Here is a 19,337-nt window from a genome sequence, read left to right on the forward strand (position 1 = left end):
GATCACTCCGGCTTGTCGATTCCCGGCCGCGGGCGGGCGATCACCGTGTGGTCCTTGCCCTTCCAGAAGTCCTGGACGATCTGCCAGCCCTCCTCCGCGGTCTCGCAGAAATGGAACAGGTCGAGATCCTTGGGCGAGATCACCCCTTCCTCGACCAGCGCCTCGAAATCGACGACGCGGTTCCAGAAGTCCTTGCCGTAGAACAGCACCGGGATCGGCGCGATCTTGCCGGTCTGGATCAGCGTCAGCAGCTCGAACGATTCGTCGAACGTGCCGAAGCCGCCGGGGAACACCGCCACCGCGCGCGCGTGCAGCAGGAAGTGCATCTTCCTGAGCGCGAAATAGTGGAACTGCATCGACAGGCCCGGCGTGACATAGGGGTTCGGGGCCTGCTCATGGGGCAGCAGGATGTTGAGGCCGATCGTGTCCGCCCCCACGTCGCGCGCGCCGCGGTTCGCCGCTTCCATGATCGACGGGCCGCCGCCCGAGGTGACGACGAAGTGGCGGTTCCCCGCCTCGTCGAGCGGGAAGTTGGAGGCGAGCTGGGCAAGCGCGCGCGCGACCTCGTAATATTTCGACTTCTCGACCAGCCGCTCGGCGATCTTCTTCTGCTGCTCGGTCTCGGCCAGCGCGAGCAATGCGCTCGCCTTGCTCGGCTCGGGGATGCGGGCCGATCCGTAGACGACGAAGGTGGACTTGATGTGCGCCTCGTCGAGCAGCAGCTGCGGCTTCAGCAATTCGAGCTGGAAGCGCACCGGCCGCAGGTCCTCGCGCAGCAGGAAGTCCATGTCCTGGAAGGCGAGGCGGTAGGCGGGGTGCTCGGTCTGCGGTGTGCCGGTGGCGGTGTTGGCGTTCTGCACTTCCTGCTGGGCAGGGCGGAAAACGCGGCTCGGAACTCTCGTATCGCTCATTTCGCCCGGCTTAGGCCCAATGCGGGCGCGCTGCAATCAGCGGCAGAACGGGCCCCGCCCCATGTCGAGATGGAGATGGTTGTAATGCGCCGCATTATAGTCGGGGCTCAGCACCGTGGCGAAGCGCTTGCAGGCCGATCCGTGGATCGTCTCGAGAAAGGCGCGGACCTGCTGGTCGCCGCTGCGCCAGTCGCGCTCGATCGTCACGCGCCGCCCGTCCGCCAGGACGAAGCCCGAGACATCGACGGCGTTGGCCAGCCCGTGCTCGGACATGCGCTGCGCCGATGCGGCGCCGTTGCCGATGATGCCGCGGCACGAATAGGTGCCATAGGTCTCGACCCGGACCAGGTCGCTGCCCAGTATCTGCCGCGCCGCCGGGGCGACGGCGAAGCGCACCCAGGCAGTGAAGCTGCGCGCCAGCCCGCATTTCATCGACTTGAGCCCGGTCACCGGCACGCCGATGTCGAGCAGCTGCACCGCGCCGGTGACGATGCAGCCGCCGCCGAAGTCGCGGTCGGGCAGGGCGGAATAGCGCACCTGCTCGCGCGAAAGGTCGGCGAAACATTGCTGCGTCTCGCGCGGCGTGGGACCGTTCAGCGTGACCGGGCCGCCGGGGCGCTCGCGAATCGGTGCGGGAGCGGGCCGATCGCCGCCGCCGCCGAACAGGCAGCCGGAAAGCAGCAGGGGCAGGAACAGGGCAAAAACGCGCATGATGCGCGCATAGCATCATCGGCACGCGTCATGGTCAACGCCACAAATGTTCGCGGGCCCGCCCTTTCGCGCAATTGACTTTCGCGGGCGCGCCGCTAGGGCCGTCGGCGGGCCACGCGGTCCCAACGCCGCGCGTGCTCTCTGCAAGGAGAGTCTATATGACTGATACGACTGCCGCCGACGCCGGAATTGCGTCCATTGCCAAGCCCGCCGCCAAGCCGGCACGCCCCCATTTCTCCTCCGGTCCCTGCGCCAAGCCTCCCGGCTGGTCGCCCGAGAAGCTCGCAACCGCGTCGCTCGGCCGCTCGCACCGCTCCAAGCTGGGCAAGAGCCGCCTGCAATATTGCATCGACCTGATGCGCGAGTTGCTCCGCCTGCCCGAGACGCACCGCATCGGCATCGTCCCCGGCTCGGACACGGGCGCCTTCGAAATGGCGATGTGGACGATGCTCGGCGCGCGCGGAGTCACCACGCTCGCCTGGGAAAGCTTCGGTGAAGGTTGGGTCACCGATGCGGTCAAGCAGCTGAAGCTCGAGCCGACGATCGTCCGCGCCGATTACGGCCGGTTGCCGGACCTTGGCGCGGTGAACTGGGCGGACGACGTGCTGTTCACCTGGAACGGCACCACTTCCGGCGTGCGCGTGCCGGACGGCGAATGGATCGCCGCGGACCGCGAAGGGCTGAGCTTCGCCGACGCCACCTCGGCCGTGTTCGCCTATGACCTGCCCTGGGACAGGATCGACGTCGCTACCTTCTCCTGGCAGAAGGTGCTGGGCGGCGAGGGTGCGCACGGCGTGCTGATCCTCGGCCCCCGTGCAGTCGAGCGGCTCGAGAGCCACACGCCGGCCTGGCCGCTGCCCAAGGTCTTCCGCCTCGTTTCCAAGGGCGCGCTCGCCGAGGGCGTATTCAAGGGCGAGACGATCAACACGCCGTCGATGCTCGCCGTCGAGGATGCGATCTTCGCGCTCGAATGGGCCAAGGGCCTGGGCGGCGCCGAGGGGCTGATCGCCCGGTCGGACGCCAATGCCGCGGCGCTCGACGCGATCGTGGCGGAGCGGGGCTGGCTTGGCCATCTCGCGGCCGAGCCCGGCATCCGCTCGAAGACCAGCGTGTGCCTCACCGTCGAGGGCGCCGATGCCGACTTCATCAAGAAGTTCGCCGGCCTGCTCGAGAAGGAAGGCGCGGCGTACGACGTCGCCGGCTATCGCGACGCCCCGCCGGGCCTGCGCATCTGGTGCGGCGCCACCGTCGACACTGCCGACATCGTCGCGCTCGGGCCCTGGCTCGACTGGGCCTATGCCGAGGCACGCAGCGCCTAGGCGCCATCCCCCCGCGAAGGCGGGGATCCAGAGTCACAAGCGAATCACGCAATAACCCCGGATCCCCGCCTGTGCGGGGAGGACGGGGGTGGAGAACCGAAATGCCCAAAGTCCTGATCAGCGACAAGATGGACCCCAAGGCCGCGCAGATCTTCCGCGAGCGCGGCGTCGAAGTCGACGAAATCACCGGCAAGACCCCCGAGGAGCTCAAGGCCATCATCGGCCAGTATGACGGCCTCGCCATCCGCAGCTCGACCAAGGTGACCGCGGAGATCCTGGATGCCGCGGCCAACCTCAAGGTCGTCGGCCGCGCCGGCATCGGCGTCGACAATGTCGACATCCCCGCCGCTTCGGCGCGCGGCGTGGTGGTGATGAACACGCCCTTCGGCAATTCGATCACAACCGCCGAACATGCCATCGCGCTGATGTTCGCGCTCGCCCGCCAGCTGCCCGAGGCCGATGCCTCCACCCAGGCCGGCAAGTGGGAGAAGAACCGCTTCATGGGGGTCGAACTCACCGGCAAGACGCTCGGCCTGATCGGTGCGGGCAATATCGGCTCGATCGTCGCCGACCGCGCCCAGGGCCTGAAGATGAAGGTCGTCGCCTTCGATCCCTTCCTCACGCCCGACCGCGCGATCGAGATGGGCGTGGAGAAGGTGGGCCTCGACGACCTGCTGCTTCGCGCCGACTTCATCACGCTGCACACGCCGCTGACCGATCAGACGCGCGGCATCCTCTCGGCCGAGAATCTCGCCAAGACCAAGCGCGGCGTGCGCATCATCAATTGCGCGCGCGGCGGCCTGATCGACGAGGCGGCGCTGAAGCAGGGGCTGGAGAGCGGCCATGTCGCCGGTGCGGCGCTCGACGTGTTCCAGGTGGAGCCGGCCAAGGAGCATCCGCTGTTCGGCACGCCCAACTTCGTCTCGACGCCGCATCTCGGCGCCTCGACCACCGAGGCGCAGGTGAACGTGGCGATCCAGGTCGCCGAGCAGATGGCCGATTTCCTCGTCTCGGGCGGAGTTACCAACGCGCTCAACATGCCCAGCCTCTCGGCCGAGGAGGCGCCGCGCCTCAAGCCCTATATGGCGCTGGCCGAGAAGCTCGGCTCGCTGGTCGGCCAGCTTGCGCATGGCGAGCTGCGCAACATCGCGATCGAGAGCGAAGGCGCGGCGGCCGAGCTCAACCAGAAGCCGATCGTCGGCGCCGTGCTCGCCGGCCTGATGCGTGTCCATTCGGATACGGTGAACATGGTCAATGCGCCGTTCCTGGCCAAGGAGCGCGGGCTCGACGTGCGCGAGGTGCGGCACGACCGTGAGGGCGATTATCACACGCTGGTCCGCGTCACCGTGGGCACGGCGCAGGGCGATCGCTCGGTAGCGGGCACGCTGTTCGGCAATGCCGCGCCGCGCCTGGTCGAGCTGTTCGGCATCAAGGTCGAGGCCGATCTGGCCGGCAACATGCTCTACATCGTCAACGAGGACGCGCCGGGCTTTATCGGCCGGCTCGGCACCACGCTGGGCGCGGCGGGAGTCAATATCGGCACCTTCCACCTGGGCCGCCGGGAAGCGGGCGGCGAGGCGGTGCTGCTGCTCTCGGTCGACGATGTGGTGGGCGAGGCGCTCCTGGCCACGGTCCGGGCGCTCCCCGGCGTGAAGACGGCGATGGCGCTGACGTTCTGACGCGCACGGTGCGCCATCCCGGCTTTCGCCGGGATGGCGCTTTGGTCTAGGGGAGCGGGATGAGCGGACTGTTACCCGAAGGCTTTCACGATCGCCTCCCCCCCGCGGCGGATGCGGCGACGCGGCTCGAATCCCATGTGCTCGGCGTTGCCCGCGGCTATGGGTACGAACAGGTCGATCCGCCGCTCGCCGAGTTCGCCGACGAGCTGAGCGCGCGCCTCAAGGCCGCGGGCGGATTGCGCGACGCGGTGCGCTTCGTCGATCCGGTCTCGCAGCGAACGCTGGCGATCCGGCCCGACCTGACCGCCCAGATCGGCCGCATCGCCGCGACGCGGATGGGGCACCATCCCCGCCCGGTGCGCCTTTCCTATGCCGGCCCGGTGATGAAGCTTGCCGCCTCGGAGCTCGACCCGCTGCGCGCGACCCGGCAGATCGGCGCCGAACTGATCGGCCTCGACACCGTTGCCGCCGCCACCGAAGTGGTGCGCGTCGCGATCGAAGCGCTCCGGGCGACCGGCGTCGAGGGCATCGCGCTCGATTTCACGCTGCCCGATCTGGTCGATTGCCTGGCGGGCGACAGCCTCACCCCTGCCCAGCTCGCAACCCTGCGCGACCGGCTCGACGCCAAGGACGCCGCCGGCGTCGCAGCGATCGCGCCGCGCTACCTGCCCCTGATCGAAGCCGCCGGGCCCTTCGATGCCGCGATCGAGCGCCTGCGCGCGAGCGATGCGGGCAAGGCGCTCGCCACCCGGCTCGACGGCCTTGCCGAGATCGCCGCGAGCATCCGGGGCCAGGCTGCGCTCACCCTCGATCCCACGGAACGCCACGGCTTCGAATATCAAAGCTGGCTCGGCTTCTCGCTGTTCGCAAAGGGCGTGCGCGGCGAGATCGGCCGGGGCGGCACCTACACCATCCTGCACGGCAATGGCCGGGAGGAAGCGGCCGTTGGCTTCTCGCTCTATGCCGATCCCATTCTCGACGCCGGCATCGGCGCGGGTGCGCGACGCCGGCTGTTCCTTCCCTTCGGCACGCCCGCCGGCATCGGCGCCAAGCTGCGCGAAGAGGGCTGGGTGACGGTTGCCGCGCTCGAAGCGGACGACACGCCCGAGGCCCAGCTCTGCACCCATGTCCTGCGCGACGGGGCGCCGCAGACGATCCAGGCCGGGCTTGCGGCGAACTAGCGCGCGAGCAGCTCCGCCGCCCGCCCGTCCAGGAACGCCGCGACCGCTGCCGTCACCGCATCGCGGAAGCGTGCATCCTCGGCAAGCTGTGCCGGGAACACCTGGCGCAGCGCCAGCACCGCGGCCGCCGGGTTGGCGCCCGAAGCGGCGCCGGCGAGCATTTCCGCCAGCGGATCGGTGATCGTCTCGCCCGCCTGGGCCTTGCGGCGCAGAAAGGCGATCCACGCCGCCACCGGCACCGCCAGCCGTGCCACGTCATGCCCTGCCGCCAGCCGGTCGCGGACCGTGTCGAGCAACCGATAGGGCAGCTTCTGCGAACCGTCCCAGGCGATCTGGCTGAGCAAATGGCGGATCGCCGGGTTGCGGAAGCGGGCCAGTACCGCGTCGGCATAGTCCGGCACGTCGAGCCCCTCGACCGGCTTCAGCGCGCCCGCAATGTCCTCGTGCATCAGCCGGCTGGCAAAGCCGCCCAGCGCGGGATCGCGCACGGCCTCGAACACGGTCTCGTGCCCGAGCGCCAGGCCGATATAGGCCAGGCTCGAATGCGCGCCGTTGAGGATGCGCAGCTTGGCCTGCTCATAACCGCGTACGTCATTGGTCAGCGTCACGCCCGCGGCGGCAAGGTCCGGCCCGTCGGCCAGGTCGAAACGCTGCAGCACCCATTGGGTGAAGCGCTCGCGCTGCACCGCCGCCCGGTCGTCGACACCGAGTTCGGCCGCGATCCTGGCGAGGAAGGCGGCGTCGCTCGCCGGAGTGATCGAATCGACCATCGAATCGGGAAAGGCGACTTCGCCCGCCATCCAGTCGGCCAGCCCGGCATCCCATTCGCGGGCCAGCGCGACACAGGCCGCGCGCAGCTTCGCGCCATTGCCGGTCATGTTGTCGCAGCAGAGCATCGCGAAGGGCGGCGCGCCCGCCGCGCGGCGATCGGCGAGGCCCGACACGATCCAGCCGATCACGCTCGCCGGCTCGGCGGGGCGGGCACGGTCGTGGACGATGTCGGGATGGGCGAAGTCGAGGCTGCCGTCGGTGGCCAGGCAATAGCCCTTCTCCGTCACCGTGCTGGTGGCGAGCCGCACTGCGGGATCGGCGAGCAGGGTGCGCAGCCGCGCGCCTTCGCCCGGGCCGATCGCATCCGAATGCGCGGCGATGATGCGCGTGCCCGGCTCGCGATCGATCACCGCCAGCGTGTAGAGCCCGTCCTGCATCTTGAGCGCGTCGACGGTGCCCGCGCTGCGCAGCGAGACCGCGGCGATGCCCCAGCGCGGATCGGTGTCGAGCACTCGGTCGAACACGTCCGCCTGGTGCGCGCGGTGGAAGGCGCCGGGGCCGAAATGGACCACGCCGGTCCGGATCGCGGCGGGGTCGTGCCCCGGCCGGGCGATAGCGGGGGGAAGCGAGGCGAGCGCGGCGCGCGAGAGGCTGGTCATGCGGCGCGACCAACCCGCCCGCACCGCCAAAGTCAATGGGCCCGAGTCAGCGGCGCGGCGTCAATAGCGCGTGAGGGGCGAGCTGCCGCTCACGCCGGGAATCATCGAGCCGGTGGTGCGTTCCTTGGGGCTGCGGTCCACCGGCATCAGGAAGCGGACCTGGCGGTTGGGAAAGTCGATGTCGACGCGGCGGAAGCTGCGCAGCGCGTCCATGCCCAGCAGCAGCGCCGGGCGCCGGGTGAGGCCGAAGCGCTCGAAGGGCGCCACCTCGGCGAAGGCCACGGGCATGGCTCCGAAGCGCACCTTGCCCACCGTGATGTTGGGCACTTCGGTATAGTCGGCGGTGGTGCGGTTGCCGATGACGCTGGTGAGCGTGATCGGCTGGGCCTTGGGCGCGTCGCGGCCGACGCGCTTGCGCAGCGCGTTGTTGCCCATCGTCACCTGGCTGCCGGTGTCGAGCACCACCTGGATCCGGGTATTGTCGTAATAGGCGTCGGTCACGATCAACTGGCCGAACACGTTCTTGGCGGTGACCACGATCTCGTCGGGATCGCGCTTCGCGAAGGTCTTGCGCTTGACGCTCGGGCGCACGGCCATGATGCCCTTCTCGAAGTCGATCGTCACCTGATGGTTGCGCAGCGTATCGATGCCGAGCAGGCCGAGCGCGCCGAGGTTGCGGGCCTCGAGCGCGGGGGCGATGATCGTATGCTGCTCGCCGATCGACTTGATCGAGAGACCAGGCACGACGACGGTGTTGACCCGGTCGCGCCCGGTCATCGAGGTGATGACCACCGGCGCCGAGGCCCCCAGCCGCAGCGATCCGGCGAGCTCGCGCGACACGACGGTGCGCTCGGCCCCGGTGTCGATGATGAAGTTGTAGGGCCCGCTATTGCCCACCGCGACGGGAACGGTGAGCCGCTTGTCGATCTCTCCCAGCGCCAGGAGCGTCGCCTCGACATTCTCGGGCGTGGGCATGGTCAGCGCGGGATCCTGGGGCGGGGGCGGCGTGCCCTCGCGGGGATTCTGGCGGTCATGCGCTCCGGCGGTTGCGGCCAGCGGGAGCAGGAGAAGCGCGGCGAGCCTGTTCATGGATACGAAGATACACCTTCGCATGCTGCGCAGCAATCTGTCCGCATTGTGTCTGGCGTCGTTCTCGGCTTCGCCGAATCGGGAGCGGGCCGGTGCCGCCCTGCCGAAGACGACTCTAGTCGAGGCGCATCGCCTCTGCCGCGATATCCTCCGCCTCCATCAGCAGCGCGTCCTCGGTGACGCCCTGGGCGACGTTCTCGCGGCCGATCATGATGAGCACCGGCACGGCCAGGGGCGAGACGCGGGGCAGGTCGATGTGCAGCATCGTGTCGGCGGCGGTATCGAGGAGATGGCCGAGGCGACCGACATCGGTCATGCGGGCACGCGCATCGGCCCAGGCGGCGCGCAGCAGCAGATGGTCGGGCTCATATCTGCGCAGCACGTCGTAGATCAGGTCGGTCGAGAAGGTGACCTGGCGGCCGGTCTTCTTCTTGCCGGGATGCTGGCGCTCGACCAGCCCGCCGATGATCGCCACTTCGCGAAAGGCGCGCTTGAGCAGCGCGGAACCCTGCACCCATTCGACGAACTCGTGCTCGAGAATGTCCGGCGAGAAAAGGGCGCGCGGGTCCTCGATCCGCTCCAGGCCGTAGACCGCGAGCGCATAGTCGTTGGCGACGAAGCCCAGCGGCTTCAGCCCCAGTGCCTCCATCCGCCGCGTGACCAGCATGCCGAGCGACTGGTGCGCGTTCCAGCCCTCGAAGCTGTAGATCACCATGTGGTGCCGGCCCTCATGCGGAAAGGTCTCGACGAGCAGCTGGCCGGGCGCCGGGATCGCGGAGCGGCGCGCCTGCATCTCCAGCCATTCGCGGACGTCGACGGGAAAGCGCGGCCACTGGTCCCGATCGTGGAGGAAGCGGCGGACACGATCGGCAAGGTTCGCGGTGATGGCGAGGCGGGCGCCCATGTACGAGGGGATGCGCGCGGTCTTCGAAGTGGCTCGGACGACCAGGTCGGTGGTGTCGACTCGCTCGACTTCCAGCGCCAGGCCGGCGAAGAAGAACGTGTCGCCCGGAGAGAGGGCGGCGGCGAAATTCTCCTCGACCTTGCCGAGGCGGCGGCCGTTGCGGAAGCGCACCTCGAGCATCGGCGCCTCGACGATGATCCCGGCGTTGAGCCGGTGCTGCGCAACAAAGGCCGGGGTGGTGACGCGCCAGAGGCCGTCCCTGCCGAGTGTCAGCCGCTTGAACTTGTCATAGGCGCGCAGCGCATAGCCGCCATCGGCGATGAAACCCAGTATCTTGCCGAACGTCTCGTCGGGCAGGGCGGAATAGGGCAATGCTGCACGGATCTCCTGCAGCAATTCACGCGCATCGAACGGTGCCGCGCAGGCACAGGCCATGACGTGCTGCGCCAGCACGTCGAGCGCGCCGGGGCGGAAGACGTCGGGGTCGAGCGCGCCCTGTTCGACGGCGTCCAGCGCCGCGCGGGCCTCCAGATACTCGAAGCGATTGCCGGGGACGAGCACCGCTTCGCTCGGCTCGTCCAGCCGGTGATTGGCGCGGCCGATGCGCTGGAGCAGGCGCGAGGATCCCTTGGGCGCGCCCATCTGGATCACGCAGTCGACATCGCCCCAGTCGACGCCCAGGTCGAGGCTGGCGGTGGCGACCAGGGCGCGCAGCTTGCCGTCGGCCATCGCCTGCTCGGCCCGCCGCCGCGCCTCGAGGCTGAGGCTGCCATGGTGGACGCCGATCGGCAGCTTCAGCTCGTTCACCTTCCACAGTTGCTGGAAGACCAGCTCGGCAAGGCCCCGGGTGTTGCAGAAGACGATGGTCGTCCGGTGCGTCTCGATCTCGGCCATCACCTGCGGGATCGCATAGACACCCGAATGGCCCGCCCAGGGAACCTTGTCCTCGGGGAGGAGGATGGCGATGTTCGGCTCGGCGCCCTTCTCGCCCTCGACCAGCGTGACGCCGCCGATATCGCCATGCGGGGCGAGCCAGGCGCGATAGCCGTCCGGATCCGCGACGGTTGCCGAGAGCGCGACGCGGCGCAGCTCCGGGGCGAAGCGCTGGAGCCGGGCAAGGGCGAGGGCGAGGAGGTCGCCGCGCTTGCCGGTGGCAAAGGCATGGACCTCGTCGATGACTATCGTCTTCAGCCCGGAGAACATCGTCAGGCTGTCCTCATAGGAAAGCAGCAGGCTGAGCGATTCGGGCGTGGTGAGCAGGATCTGGGGCGGCCGGGCGCGCTGGCGGACCTTGCGATCCCAGGGCGTGTCGCCCGTGCGCGTCTCTACCCGGATGGGTAGGCCCATCTCCTCGATCGGCGTGAGCAGGTTGCGCTGCACGTCCACCGCCAGCGCTTTCAGGGGCGAGATGTAGAGCGTGTGCAGCCCATCGACTGGCGCTTCGATCAGCTCGGCCAGGCTGGGAAGGAAGCCCGCCAGCGTCTTGCCCGCGCCGGTGGGCGCGACGAGCAGCGCATGCTCGCCCCGGCGGCCGGCGGCGAGCATCTCCAGCTGGTGCCGACGCGGCGCCCAGCCGCGCGCGGCGAACCAGTCCGACAGGATCGAGGGGAGGGAGGCGTCCATGCGATGGCGGGTCAGGGCGCCGGCGGCGCGCCCCTGGACCGGACGACCAGCGCGGGCGGCGCGTCTCCCGCCACCGCCAGCTTCGCGCGCTGGCCGCCGTCGCGATCCTCGAGCGCGAGCCATGCGGTGTCGCCGCGCGTGCCCAGCCGCACGCCCTCGGCATATTTGCCGAGCGGATTGGCGTAGTTGACCGTGAAGCCGGCAAAGCCGCTCTGCTCGTTCACGATCATCGCCACTGCGTCGCCGCCCGACCGGTCGAGCGCGATCACGCCGCGGCCATTGTCGAGCCAGCTCATCGCGCCCCGTTCCGATCCGGTGGCGTCGTGCAGGACGAGGCCATAGGCGCCCGCCACGCGCGGATAGCTCCTGCCCGCCAGGCGGGGGTCGGGCTCCTCGCCGAGGATCACCCGGTCGCGGCCGTCGGGGCCGAGCACGACGATCGAGGCGGTCTGCCCGTCGGTGCGTTCGCGCCCCTCGGCCGGCGGCGGCGCGCCGATCAGGATGCGCGGCTTGCCGGCGGCGTCGACCACCCGGATTGCCCGCGCCTCGATCACCCCGGCCGGCGCGGTGGCGGCGATGACGAGGCCGGTGGCCCCGATCCCGGCCATGGCGAACAGCGCGATGCGCTGGCGGCGAAGCTGCGTCTCGAGCCGGGCAATGCGTGCTGCGGTATCCATTTCCCGTTCCTTTCCCGGTGCAAAGCGAAGGATGGCCGATTCCGGTCCGATTGGAACCTGCGCGCCGCCCAGTCATATATGGGGACGATGGCATTGGGCAGCTGGATCGAGCCGCATCCCGCGGGCATCTATATTCCGGCGGCGGAGGCGTGGATCGATCCGTCGCAGCCGGTGGCGCGCGCGCTGGTGACGCACGGCCATGCCGATCATGCCCGGGGCGGGCACGAGGCGGTGTGGGCGACGCCGCAGACGCTGGCGATCATGGAAGCGCGCTACGGGCCGCAGAACGGCCGGCCCGTGGATTATGGCGAGCGGATCACGCTGCACGGCATCGATATCCGCTTCGTGCCCGCCGGCCATGTCCTCGGCTCCGCCCAGATCGTGCTCGAGCATCGCGGCGAACGGATCGTCGTCTCGGGCGACTATAAGCGCCGCGAGGATCCGACCTGCGCGCCCTTCGAGCCGGTGCCCTGCGACGTGTTCGTCACCGAAGCCACGTTCGGCCTGCCCGTGTTCCGCCATCCCGAGACGCATGACGAGCTCGACAAGCTGCTCGCGGCGTTGCGCACCAATCCGGACCGCTGCGTGCTGGTCGGCGCCTATGCGCTGGGCAAGGCGCAGCGCGTGATCCGCGAGCTGCGGGTGATGGGGTTCGAGGATCCGGTCTATCTCCACGGCGCGCTCCAGCGGCTCTGCGATCTCTATGTCGAGCAGGGCATCGACCTGGGCGAGCTGCGCCCCGCCACCGGGGTGCCGAAGGCCGAGCTGCGGGGGCGGGTCGTCCTGTGCCCGCCGGGCGCGCTCAACGATCGCTGGTCGCGCCGCCTGCCCGATCCGATCACTGCAATGGCATCGGGCTGGATGCGCATCCGCCAGCGCGCCCGGCAGCGCAACGTCGAGCTGCCGCTGATCCTCTCCGACCATGCCGACTGGGACGAGCTGACCCGCACCATCGCGGAACTGGAACCGCGCGAAGTGTGGGTGACCCATGGCCGCGAGGACGCGCTCGTCCACTGGTGCCGCCTCCACCAGATCAAGGCGCGCGCGCTCGATCTCGCCGGGTTCGAGGATGAGGATGATTGATCCTGCCGCGTGAGGCCGAATCGCGGCGGAAAACTGGCTCCCTAGTCCGTTCCTCGGGGCAATCGCCGCGAAAGGTCATGCGAGTCGCGCCAGCGGGGCGCCGGCGATCGCGCACCATGCTTGCGCGGGCGCGCGCACGGCAGGCGAAATCCTGTGTCGCAGGCCGCTCAGGCGGCGGCGCGGTCCGAGCCGGCGAACAGCCACGCCTCGGCCGCCCAGGGATCGTCGAAGCAGCGCGCGATCCGCCGGTCGAGCGCGCGCTGGAGCTGGGTGCGCGCCAGCGTCCGGCCGATCACGAAGGCGAGCCGGCGCGAGCGATGGGCGGGATCGGCGAGCATCGCGCGGAACATCTCGACGCTTTCCTGCGCCTGGATCTTCATGTCGCGCAGGTCGTTGAGCGTAAGGTGCCGGTTGGGGCCGCAGGTGAGCTGGGCATGCGCCATGGCGCGCTCCGCGAGAAAGGCGTCGATGTCCGCGGAAGTGAAGAAGCCACCCATTCGGATGCGGACGAGATCGCGCGCGGGGTCGACGTCGATAGTGAAATCGGCAGACATGGAAAGGGCGATAGCCCGCACTGGCCTACCAAAATCCTAAGGACGTTCGACGCCCGGCCAGGCGAGCGTCGCGACCACGGGAAAATGATCCGACGGATAGAGCGCGCCGCGATGGGCATCGATCGTCCGATAGCCGCGAGCCTTGAAGCCGCGCGTCAGGATCCAGTCGATCCGATGGTCGGGCACGCCCTTGAAGCCGTGAAAGGTCGCCTCCGGGCCCAGCGGCTTCGCCACGGCGTCCCGGGCATCGGCCAGGATTTCGCCCAGCAGGGCATGCGGCGCCGAATCGGGGCCGGTATTGAAATCGCCGGTCAGCACCACCGGCACGCCCCGGGGCAGGGCGGCGATGCGCTTGCGGAGCAGCGCGGCGCATTTCTCTCGTGCGGAGGCATCTTCCGCCCGATAGGGGAAATGGGTGTTGAGCAGGTAGAAGCGCTTGCCCGAGCGCGTCTCGAACAGGCCCCAGGTGACCATGCGCGGATAGAGATTGCCCCAGCTGATGCTGGCGACCTGCTCCGGCGTGTCCGACAGCCAGAAATCGCCCTGCTCGATCAGCTTGAGCCGGTCGCGGCGATAGAAGACGCCCATATGCTCGTCGGCATGGCCGCCGCGCCGGTCGATCCCGAACCAGCTGTACTGCGGCAGCTTGGCGACGAGATAATCGCCCTGGATCCGGAACAGCTCCTGCGTGCCGATCACGTCGGGATCGGCGGCGGCGATCGTCTCGACGAAGAGATCGCGGCGATTCTCCCAGATATTCGCCCCGTCCGAAGGCGAGGGCAGGCGCACGTTGAAGCTCATCACCACGAGGCCGTCCCGGGCCTGCGCCATCGCCGGGGCGAGCAGGGCCAGCAGCAATGCGAGAAAACGGATCAACCCACGCCCTCCAGCGCCTTTTGCCGGCGGCGCTGCACCGAGCTGCCGATCCCCATCGCCTCGCGATATTTGGCGACGGTGCGCCGGGCGATGTCGAAGCCCTTGGCGTTGAGCAGCTCGACCAGCGTGTCGTCCGACAGGATCTTGCGGGGGTCCTCGGCCTGGATCAGCGTGCGGATCGCGTTCTTAACCGCCTCGGCCGAGACCGCGTCGCCGCCGTCCGCCGACTGGATCGCCGAGGTGAAGAAATATTTGAGCTCGAACAGCCCGCGCGCGCAGCTGAGATATTTGTTCGAAGTGACGCGGCTCACGGTCGATTCGTGCATCTCGATCGCCTCGGCGACCTGGCGCAGCGTCATCGGCTTCAGATGCGCGACGCCCTTCAGGAAGAAGGCTTCCTGCTGCTTCACGATCTCGCTGGCGACCTTGATGATCGTGCGCTGGCGCTGGTCGAGCGCCTTCACCAGCCAGTTGGCGCTGGCCAGCATGTCCGAAAGCCAGGCCTTGCTGGTCCTGTCCTGCGGGCCCGCCGAGACTTCGGCATAATAAGCGCGGTTGACGAGCAGCCTGGGCAGCGTGGCGGCGTTGATCTCCACGGCCCAGCCGGCGCCGCGGCGGGCGACGAAGATGTCTGGCGTCACGGCGAGCGTCGGCTCCCCGCCATAGCGGCAGCCGGGCTTGGGATCATAGCCCCGCAGCTCGCGGATCATGTCCGCCAGGTCCTCGTCGTCGACGGCGCAGATGCGCCTGAGCCGCGCGAGGTCGCCGCGTGCGACCAGATCGAGATTGTCGATCAGCCGCGCCATGCAGGGATCGTAGCGATCGGCCTCCTTCGCCTGCAGCGCGAGGCACTCGGCAAGGTTGCGCGCGCCCACGCCGGTGGGATCGAAGGTCTGGATCGTCGCGAGCACCGCTTCCACCCGGGCGAGCGGCACGTTCAGCCGGTTGGCGATGTCGAGCAGCGCCGCGGTGAGATAGCCGGCCTCGTCGATCTGATCGATCAGGTGCGCGGCGATGAACAGGTCGTGGCCGGCCACGCTGGCGCCGGCCTGTGCCGTCAGGTGATCGGCGAGGCTGAGGTCGGCGCTGCCGAGATTGTCGAAATCCGGCCCATCCTCGGGCGCGGCGCCGCTGCCGGCACCGGTCAGGCCCAGGCTGCCGTCGAGCCCGCCGCCCGCGCCGATCGTGTCGCTGCCGCTGTCGTGGTGGAAGGTCTCGGCGGCGAAATCCACGTCGAGCGCGGCTTCGCCCGCAGCCTCGCCGCCGCCGGCGATCAGCTCGCTGGCGTCCGCCGGGCCGTCGCGCTCCTCGAACTCGAAATCGGGCTCCGGGGCGTCGGCCGGTTCGGACGCGCCGCGCTCCTCGTCGCCGCCGGTGCCGCCATTCTCGAGCAGCGGGTTCTTCTCCAGCTCCTCGGCGATGAAGGTCTCGATCTCGAGATTGGAGAGCGCCAGCAGCTTGATCGCCTGCTGGAGCTGCGGCGTCATCACCAGCGATTGCGACTGGCGCAGATCGAGGCGGGGCGCGAGGCTCATGGGGAGCGGGCCGGGACCGAAGGCCAGGTCACAGCTCGAAGCTCTCGCCGAGATAGAGGCGGCGGACATTCTCGTCCTTGACGAGATCGGCGGGCGCCCCGGCGAACAGCACGCGGCCGTCATAGATGATGTAGCCGCGATCGACGATGTCGAGCGTCTCGCGGACATTGTGATCGGTGATCAGCACGCCGATGCCGCGCTGCTTGAGCTGGATGATCAGGTCGCGGATGTCGGAGATCGAGATCGGGTCGATGCCGGCGAACGGCTCGTCGAGCAGGATGATCGTCGGGTCCGCCGCCAGGGCGCGGGCGATCTCGGCGCGGCGGCGCTCGCCGCCCGACAGCGCCATGGCCGGCGCGGCGCGCAGGCGCGTGAGGCCGAATTCGTCGAGCAGCTCGTCGAGCCGGCGCTTGCGCGCGTCCTTGTCGGGCTCGGACAGCTCAAGCACGGCGAGGATGTTGCCCTCCACCGTCAGTCCGCGGAAGATCGAAGTCTCCTGGGGGAGATAGCCCAGGCCCAGGATCGCGCGGCGATACATGGGCAGGCGCGTGATGTCCTCGCCGTCCAGCATGATGCGGCCGCTGTCGGGCTTCACCAGCCCCATCACCGAATAGAAGCAGGTGGTCTTGCCCGCGCCATTGGGCCCGAGCAGGCCGACCACTTCGCCGCGGCCGACCGAAACCGATACGTCGGTCAGCACCACGCGCTTGTCGTAGGACTTGGCGATCGAGACGACCGCGAGCCCCTTGTCGGGCAGCGGCGCTGGGTCCGCGACGGGGGTTTCGAGAGTGGCGACTTCGGTCATACTCGGTCCCTGCATGGACGGGCTCGCGTTACTGGCGGGTTATTCCCCGGCAGTTTGGCAGGATTCCTGCATGAACTGGGCCGGGAAGGGAAGGGGCCGCGCGGCGTGCCGTGGAAAAAGGGCGATTACGGTTTCGGAGCCGGCGTTGCCGCGGGCGCCGGGGCCGGCGTCGGCGTGGCTGCCGGCGCGTTCGCGCGCTTGGGCACCGAGAAGCGGCCGGTTACGCGGCCACCGCGGCTCTGCACCCCGGGCGTGCCCGGCACGGCGGTCGAGCCGCCTACGCCCGAACCGTCGATCGTCGCGCGGCCGGTGTCGAGGTTGATCACCAGGCGGCCGCCCGAGACGGTGTTGGCCCCCTGCTTGAGCGTGACGCCGCCGACCATGGTGATGATCCGCTTGTTGACGTCGTACACCGCGAACTGGCCGGTCGCGCGCTGATCGGGCCGAGTGACGGTGACGCCGCCGGCCGCGTCGAGCCGCGAGACTTCGGGCGAGCCGTCGGTGATCTGGCCGGTATAGGCGACGGTGACGCGTGCCGCCTCGAGCATCATCTCGGCCTGCCGGATCTGCACGCTGCCGCTGAACAGCACGCGATTGGCCTTGTCCTGCAGCTCCATGTGCTGGGCATTGAAGTCGATCGGCGCGTTGCTGTCGTGGCGCTGCTGCGCGGCCGCGGGGGCAGCGGACACGGCGAGCGCCAGCGAGAAGCCGATCGGAAGCAGGGCGGTCGCACGGATCATGTCTAGCGCCTATTCGCGCGCTTGGGGACGATCCGCAAGCGTGCATTGCCATCTAGGGAGATGGTGCGGTTTTCCAAGTCGGCGGTCATCTTGTTCGCGCTGAACACGCCCGTGGGCGTCTTGCCGGTCACGGCGCCGCCGCTTTCCATCTTGCGGGTCTTGAGGTCGACGGTCGCATTCTCGGTGTCGAGGACATAGCCGTCGGCGGTCTGGAACTTGACCGGGCCGTCGACCGAGACCTGTTCCTTGTTGAGATCGTAATGGCCGCGATCCGCCTTGAGCGTGGCCGGCCCCTCGGGGAGCCGGATCTCGGCGGCGAGGTCGCGCAGCTGCACGATCGGCTCGGCCGAGCTCTTCTGGATCGCCGAGCCCGCGTTGAGCTGGAAGGGCTGCCCCTTGCTGTCCTCGCCGCGATACACCGCCGATTCGAGGCGGAGCCGCTCGGTGGCCATGTCGACCTTGTTCTTGTCGAGCACGAAGCTGACATCGCCCTTGGTGAGGAGCGGCGCGAGCACGAGAAAGGCCGAGAGCACGCCGATGCCCACCGGCAGGAAGATCAGCGAGAGCCGGATCAGCCGATCGTGCGCGCTGCCGGGATGCGCCCAGCTGCGCTTCTGCGACTGGAGGCGGGTGGCGACTTCCGACATCTAGATGTGCGCGAAGATGTCGGTTTCGGGCCAGCCGGCCAGGTCGAGCTCCGCGCGCCAGGGCAGGAAGTCGAAACATGCCTGGGCGAGGTCGGTGCGGCCTTCGCGCTCGAGGCGCTTGTCGAGTTCTTCCTTCATGGCGTGCAGGTAACGCACGTCGGACGCCGCGTATTCCCGCTGCGCCTCGGAAAGTTCGGGGCCGCCCCAATCGGAGGATTGCTGCTGCTTCGAGATCTCGACGCCGACCAGCTCGCGGGCCAGGTCCTTGAGGCCGTGGCGATCGGTATAGGTGCGGACCAGGCGCGAGGCGGTCTTGGTGCAATAGACCGGGCCGGCGATGACGCCCAGATAGAAGCGGATCGCCGCGAGGTCGAAGCGCGCGTAATGATAGAGCTTCAGCCGCTCCGGATCGGCGAGCAGCATGCGCAGGTTCGGCGAATCATAGGCCGAGCGCGAGCCGAAGCGGACGAGATGCTCGTCGCCCGAACCGTCGGAGAGCTGGACGACGCACAGCCGGTCGCGCGGCGTGATCAGCCCCATCGTCTCCGTGTCGACGGCGATCGAGGCGCCCGGTGCGAACAGGTCCTCGGGAATGTCTTCTTCATGAAAATGCACAGTCATGGCCGCCGCCTAGACCCGATCGCCGCCGGGCTCAATGGCCGGCGCTTCCGACGCGGCCGCCCGCTTGCGCGCGCGCGTGGTCCGCGCCCAGATGTTGAGCCCCTCGACGGCGGCCGAAAAGGCCATGGCGGTATAGATATAGCCCTTGGGGATATGGGCGCCGAACGCCTCGCCGATCAGCACCATGCCGATCATCAGCAGGAAGCCCAGGGCGAGCATGACGACGCTGGGGTTGCGATTGATGAAATTGGCGAGCGGATCGGCGGCGGCCAGCATCACGGCCACGGCCACGATCACCGCGACGTACATGATCTGCACATGCTCGGTCATGCCGACGGCGGTCAGGATCGAATCGACCGAGAAGACGACGTCTAGCAGCAGGATCTGGACGATCGCGGCCGTGAAGGTGATCGAGGCGACCTTCTTCTTGTCGAGCAGCTGGTCGCCCTCGCCCGGCGCGTCGGCATCGACCGAATGGTGGATCTCGGTCGTCGCCTTCCACATCAGGAACAGGCCGCCGGCCAGCAGGATCAGGTCCTTCCACGAGAAATCGGTCTCGAAGGTGGGAATGCCGTTCGCATCGGGCGGCCCCTGGATGCCGAGGCTGAACACCGTGGTCTTCAGGCTGATGATCCAGCTGATCGCGGTCAGGAGCGCGAGCCGCATCGCCAGCGCCAGGCTGATGCCGACTCGGCGGGCGCGCCGGCGCTGCGCCTCGGGCAGCTTGTTCGAGAGAATCGAGATGAAGATGAGGTTGTCGATACCGAGCACCACCTCCATCACGATGAGCGTGAGGAGTGCGGCCCAGGCGGCCGGACTGGCGAGCAATTCGGCGATCGCGTCCATGCGCCTACCTCTGCCGTGCCCCCGATTGTGGCGCAAGCGCCGCGGTTAACGATTGTTCGCCCCGATCAAGTCGAATTTCGTTCGCTCGCTGTCCGATTTTGGGCTA

At 68.9% G+C, this 19,337-nt stretch carries 18 protein-coding genes; 4 read left to right on the forward strand and 14 right to left on the reverse strand.

Going from position 1 to position 19,337, the window contains the following annotated elements:
• Positions 1 to 2 precede the first annotated feature (2 nt).
• Together BGP17_RS14790 and BGP17_RS14795 are read right to left on the reverse strand one after the other, a co-directional pair.
• Positions 3 to 911, reverse strand: coding sequence for an LOG family protein (locus BGP17_RS14790; RefSeq protein ID WP_167299822.1), 909 nt, complete (start codon positions 909 to 911; stop codon positions 3 to 5).
• Between the two features lie 36 nt (positions 912 to 947).
• Entirely contained in the window at positions 948 to 1,622 is a 675-nt protein-coding gene (locus BGP17_RS14795) for an extensin family protein (protein WP_286712511.1), read from the reverse strand.
• Positions 1,623 to 1,780: 158 nt separating this feature from the next.
• Between BGP17_RS14795 and BGP17_RS14800 the strand changes: the two genes are divergently transcribed.
• From BGP17_RS14800 to BGP17_RS14810, 3 genes are all read left to right on the forward strand, one after another.
• Positions 1,781 to 2,941, forward strand: coding sequence for a phosphoserine transaminase (locus tag BGP17_RS14800; protein WP_286712512.1), 1,161 nt, complete (start codon positions 1,781 to 1,783; stop codon positions 2,939 to 2,941).
• A 101-nt stretch (positions 2,942 to 3,042) separates the two neighbouring features.
• On the forward strand, positions 3,043 to 4,620 hold the full coding sequence (serA, locus tag BGP17_RS14805; protein ID WP_167299819.1) for a phosphoglycerate dehydrogenase: 1,578 nt from the start codon (positions 3,043 to 3,045) through the stop codon (positions 4,618 to 4,620).
• Positions 4,621 to 4,679: 59 nt separating this feature from the next.
• Positions 4,680 to 5,801 carry an ATP phosphoribosyltransferase regulatory subunit gene (locus BGP17_RS14810; protein WP_286712513.1) on the forward strand — a complete coding sequence of 374 codons (1,122 nt, stop codon included), beginning with the start codon at positions 4,680 to 4,682 and terminating at the stop codon, positions 5,799 to 5,801.
• On the opposite strand, the gene BGP17_RS14815 is transcribed toward BGP17_RS14810, so the two are convergent.
• From BGP17_RS14815 to BGP17_RS14830, 4 genes are all read right to left on the reverse strand, one after another.
• Positions 5,798 to 7,231: a mannitol dehydrogenase family protein gene (locus BGP17_RS14815; protein ID WP_286712514.1), complete on the reverse strand. Its 1,434-nt coding sequence runs from the start codon at positions 7,229 to 7,231 to the stop codon at positions 5,798 to 5,800. The two genes, BGP17_RS14810 and BGP17_RS14815, sit on opposite strands and share 4 nt — an antisense overlap.
• Before the next feature lie 60 nt (positions 7,232 to 7,291).
• Positions 7,292 to 8,320: a retroviral-like aspartic protease family protein gene (locus BGP17_RS14820; protein WP_243857296.1), complete on the reverse strand. Its 1,029-nt coding sequence runs from the start codon at positions 8,318 to 8,320 to the stop codon at positions 7,292 to 7,294.
• A gap of 115 nt (positions 8,321 to 8,435) precedes the next feature.
• Positions 8,436 to 10,847 (reverse strand): ligase-associated DNA damage response DEXH box helicase, encoded by a 2,412-nt coding sequence (locus tag BGP17_RS14825; RefSeq protein WP_286712515.1) that lies wholly within the window; start codon positions 10,845 to 10,847, stop codon positions 8,436 to 8,438.
• A gap of 11 nt (positions 10,848 to 10,858) precedes the next feature.
• Positions 10,859 to 11,524: a hypothetical protein gene (locus BGP17_RS14830; RefSeq protein ID WP_286712516.1), complete on the reverse strand. Its 666-nt coding sequence runs from the start codon at positions 11,522 to 11,524 to the stop codon at positions 10,859 to 10,861.
• Between the two features lie 87 nt (positions 11,525 to 11,611).
• Here BGP17_RS14830 and BGP17_RS14835 point away from each other — a divergent pair, with 87 nt between their 5' ends.
• Positions 11,612 to 12,607 carry a ligase-associated DNA damage response exonuclease gene (locus tag BGP17_RS14835; RefSeq protein ID WP_286712517.1) on the forward strand — a complete coding sequence of 332 codons (996 nt, stop codon included), beginning with the start codon at positions 11,612 to 11,614 and terminating at the stop codon, positions 12,605 to 12,607.
• Positions 12,608 to 12,774: 167 nt separating this feature from the next.
• Here BGP17_RS14835 and BGP17_RS14840 read toward each other — a convergent pair whose 3' ends face one another.
• From BGP17_RS14840 to BGP17_RS14875, 8 genes are all read right to left on the reverse strand, one after another.
• Entirely contained in the window at positions 12,775 to 13,161 is a 387-nt protein-coding gene (locus BGP17_RS14840; RefSeq protein ID WP_286712518.1) for a hypothetical protein, read from the reverse strand.
• A gap of 36 nt (positions 13,162 to 13,197) precedes the next feature.
• Positions 13,198 to 14,037, reverse strand: coding sequence for an endonuclease/exonuclease/phosphatase family protein (locus BGP17_RS14845; protein WP_286712519.1), 840 nt, complete (start codon positions 14,035 to 14,037; stop codon positions 13,198 to 13,200).
• Positions 14,034 to 15,572: an RNA polymerase factor sigma-54 gene (gene rpoN, locus BGP17_RS14850; protein WP_167299812.1), complete on the reverse strand. Its 1,539-nt coding sequence runs from the start codon at positions 15,570 to 15,572 to the stop codon at positions 14,034 to 14,036. The genes BGP17_RS14845 and rpoN overlap by 4 nt, the downstream gene beginning before the upstream one ends.
• A 28-nt stretch (positions 15,573 to 15,600) precedes the next feature.
• Complete coding sequence (lptB, locus tag BGP17_RS14855) at positions 15,601 to 16,377, reverse strand: LPS export ABC transporter ATP-binding protein (protein WP_167299811.1); 777 nt, start codon at positions 16,375 to 16,377, stop codon at positions 15,601 to 15,603.
• Between the two features lie 125 nt (positions 16,378 to 16,502).
• On the reverse strand, positions 16,503 to 17,117 hold the full coding sequence (locus BGP17_RS14860; protein ID WP_286712520.1) for an LptA/OstA family protein: 615 nt from the start codon (positions 17,115 to 17,117) through the stop codon (positions 16,503 to 16,505).
• 2 nt (positions 17,118 to 17,119) lie between these two features.
• A complete protein-coding gene (lptC, locus tag BGP17_RS14865) occupies positions 17,120 to 17,764 on the reverse strand; it encodes an LPS export ABC transporter periplasmic protein LptC (protein WP_167299809.1) in 645 nt (214 codons plus the stop codon).
• Positions 17,765 to 18,385: a ribonuclease D gene (locus BGP17_RS14870; RefSeq protein WP_167299808.1), complete on the reverse strand. Its 621-nt coding sequence runs from the start codon at positions 18,383 to 18,385 to the stop codon at positions 17,765 to 17,767.
• Positions 18,386 to 18,394: 9 nt separating this feature from the next.
• Complete coding sequence (locus tag BGP17_RS14875; RefSeq protein WP_286712521.1) at positions 18,395 to 19,231, reverse strand: TerC family protein; 837 nt, start codon at positions 19,229 to 19,231, stop codon at positions 18,395 to 18,397.
• Positions 19,232 to 19,337 lie beyond the last annotated feature (106 nt).

The sequence above is a fragment of the Sphingomonas sp. 67-41 genome, assembly GCF_001899725.1.
In the GTDB taxonomy this organism is placed as follows: Bacteria; Pseudomonadota; Alphaproteobacteria; order Sphingomonadales; family Sphingomonadaceae; genus Sphingomonas; species Sphingomonas leidyi.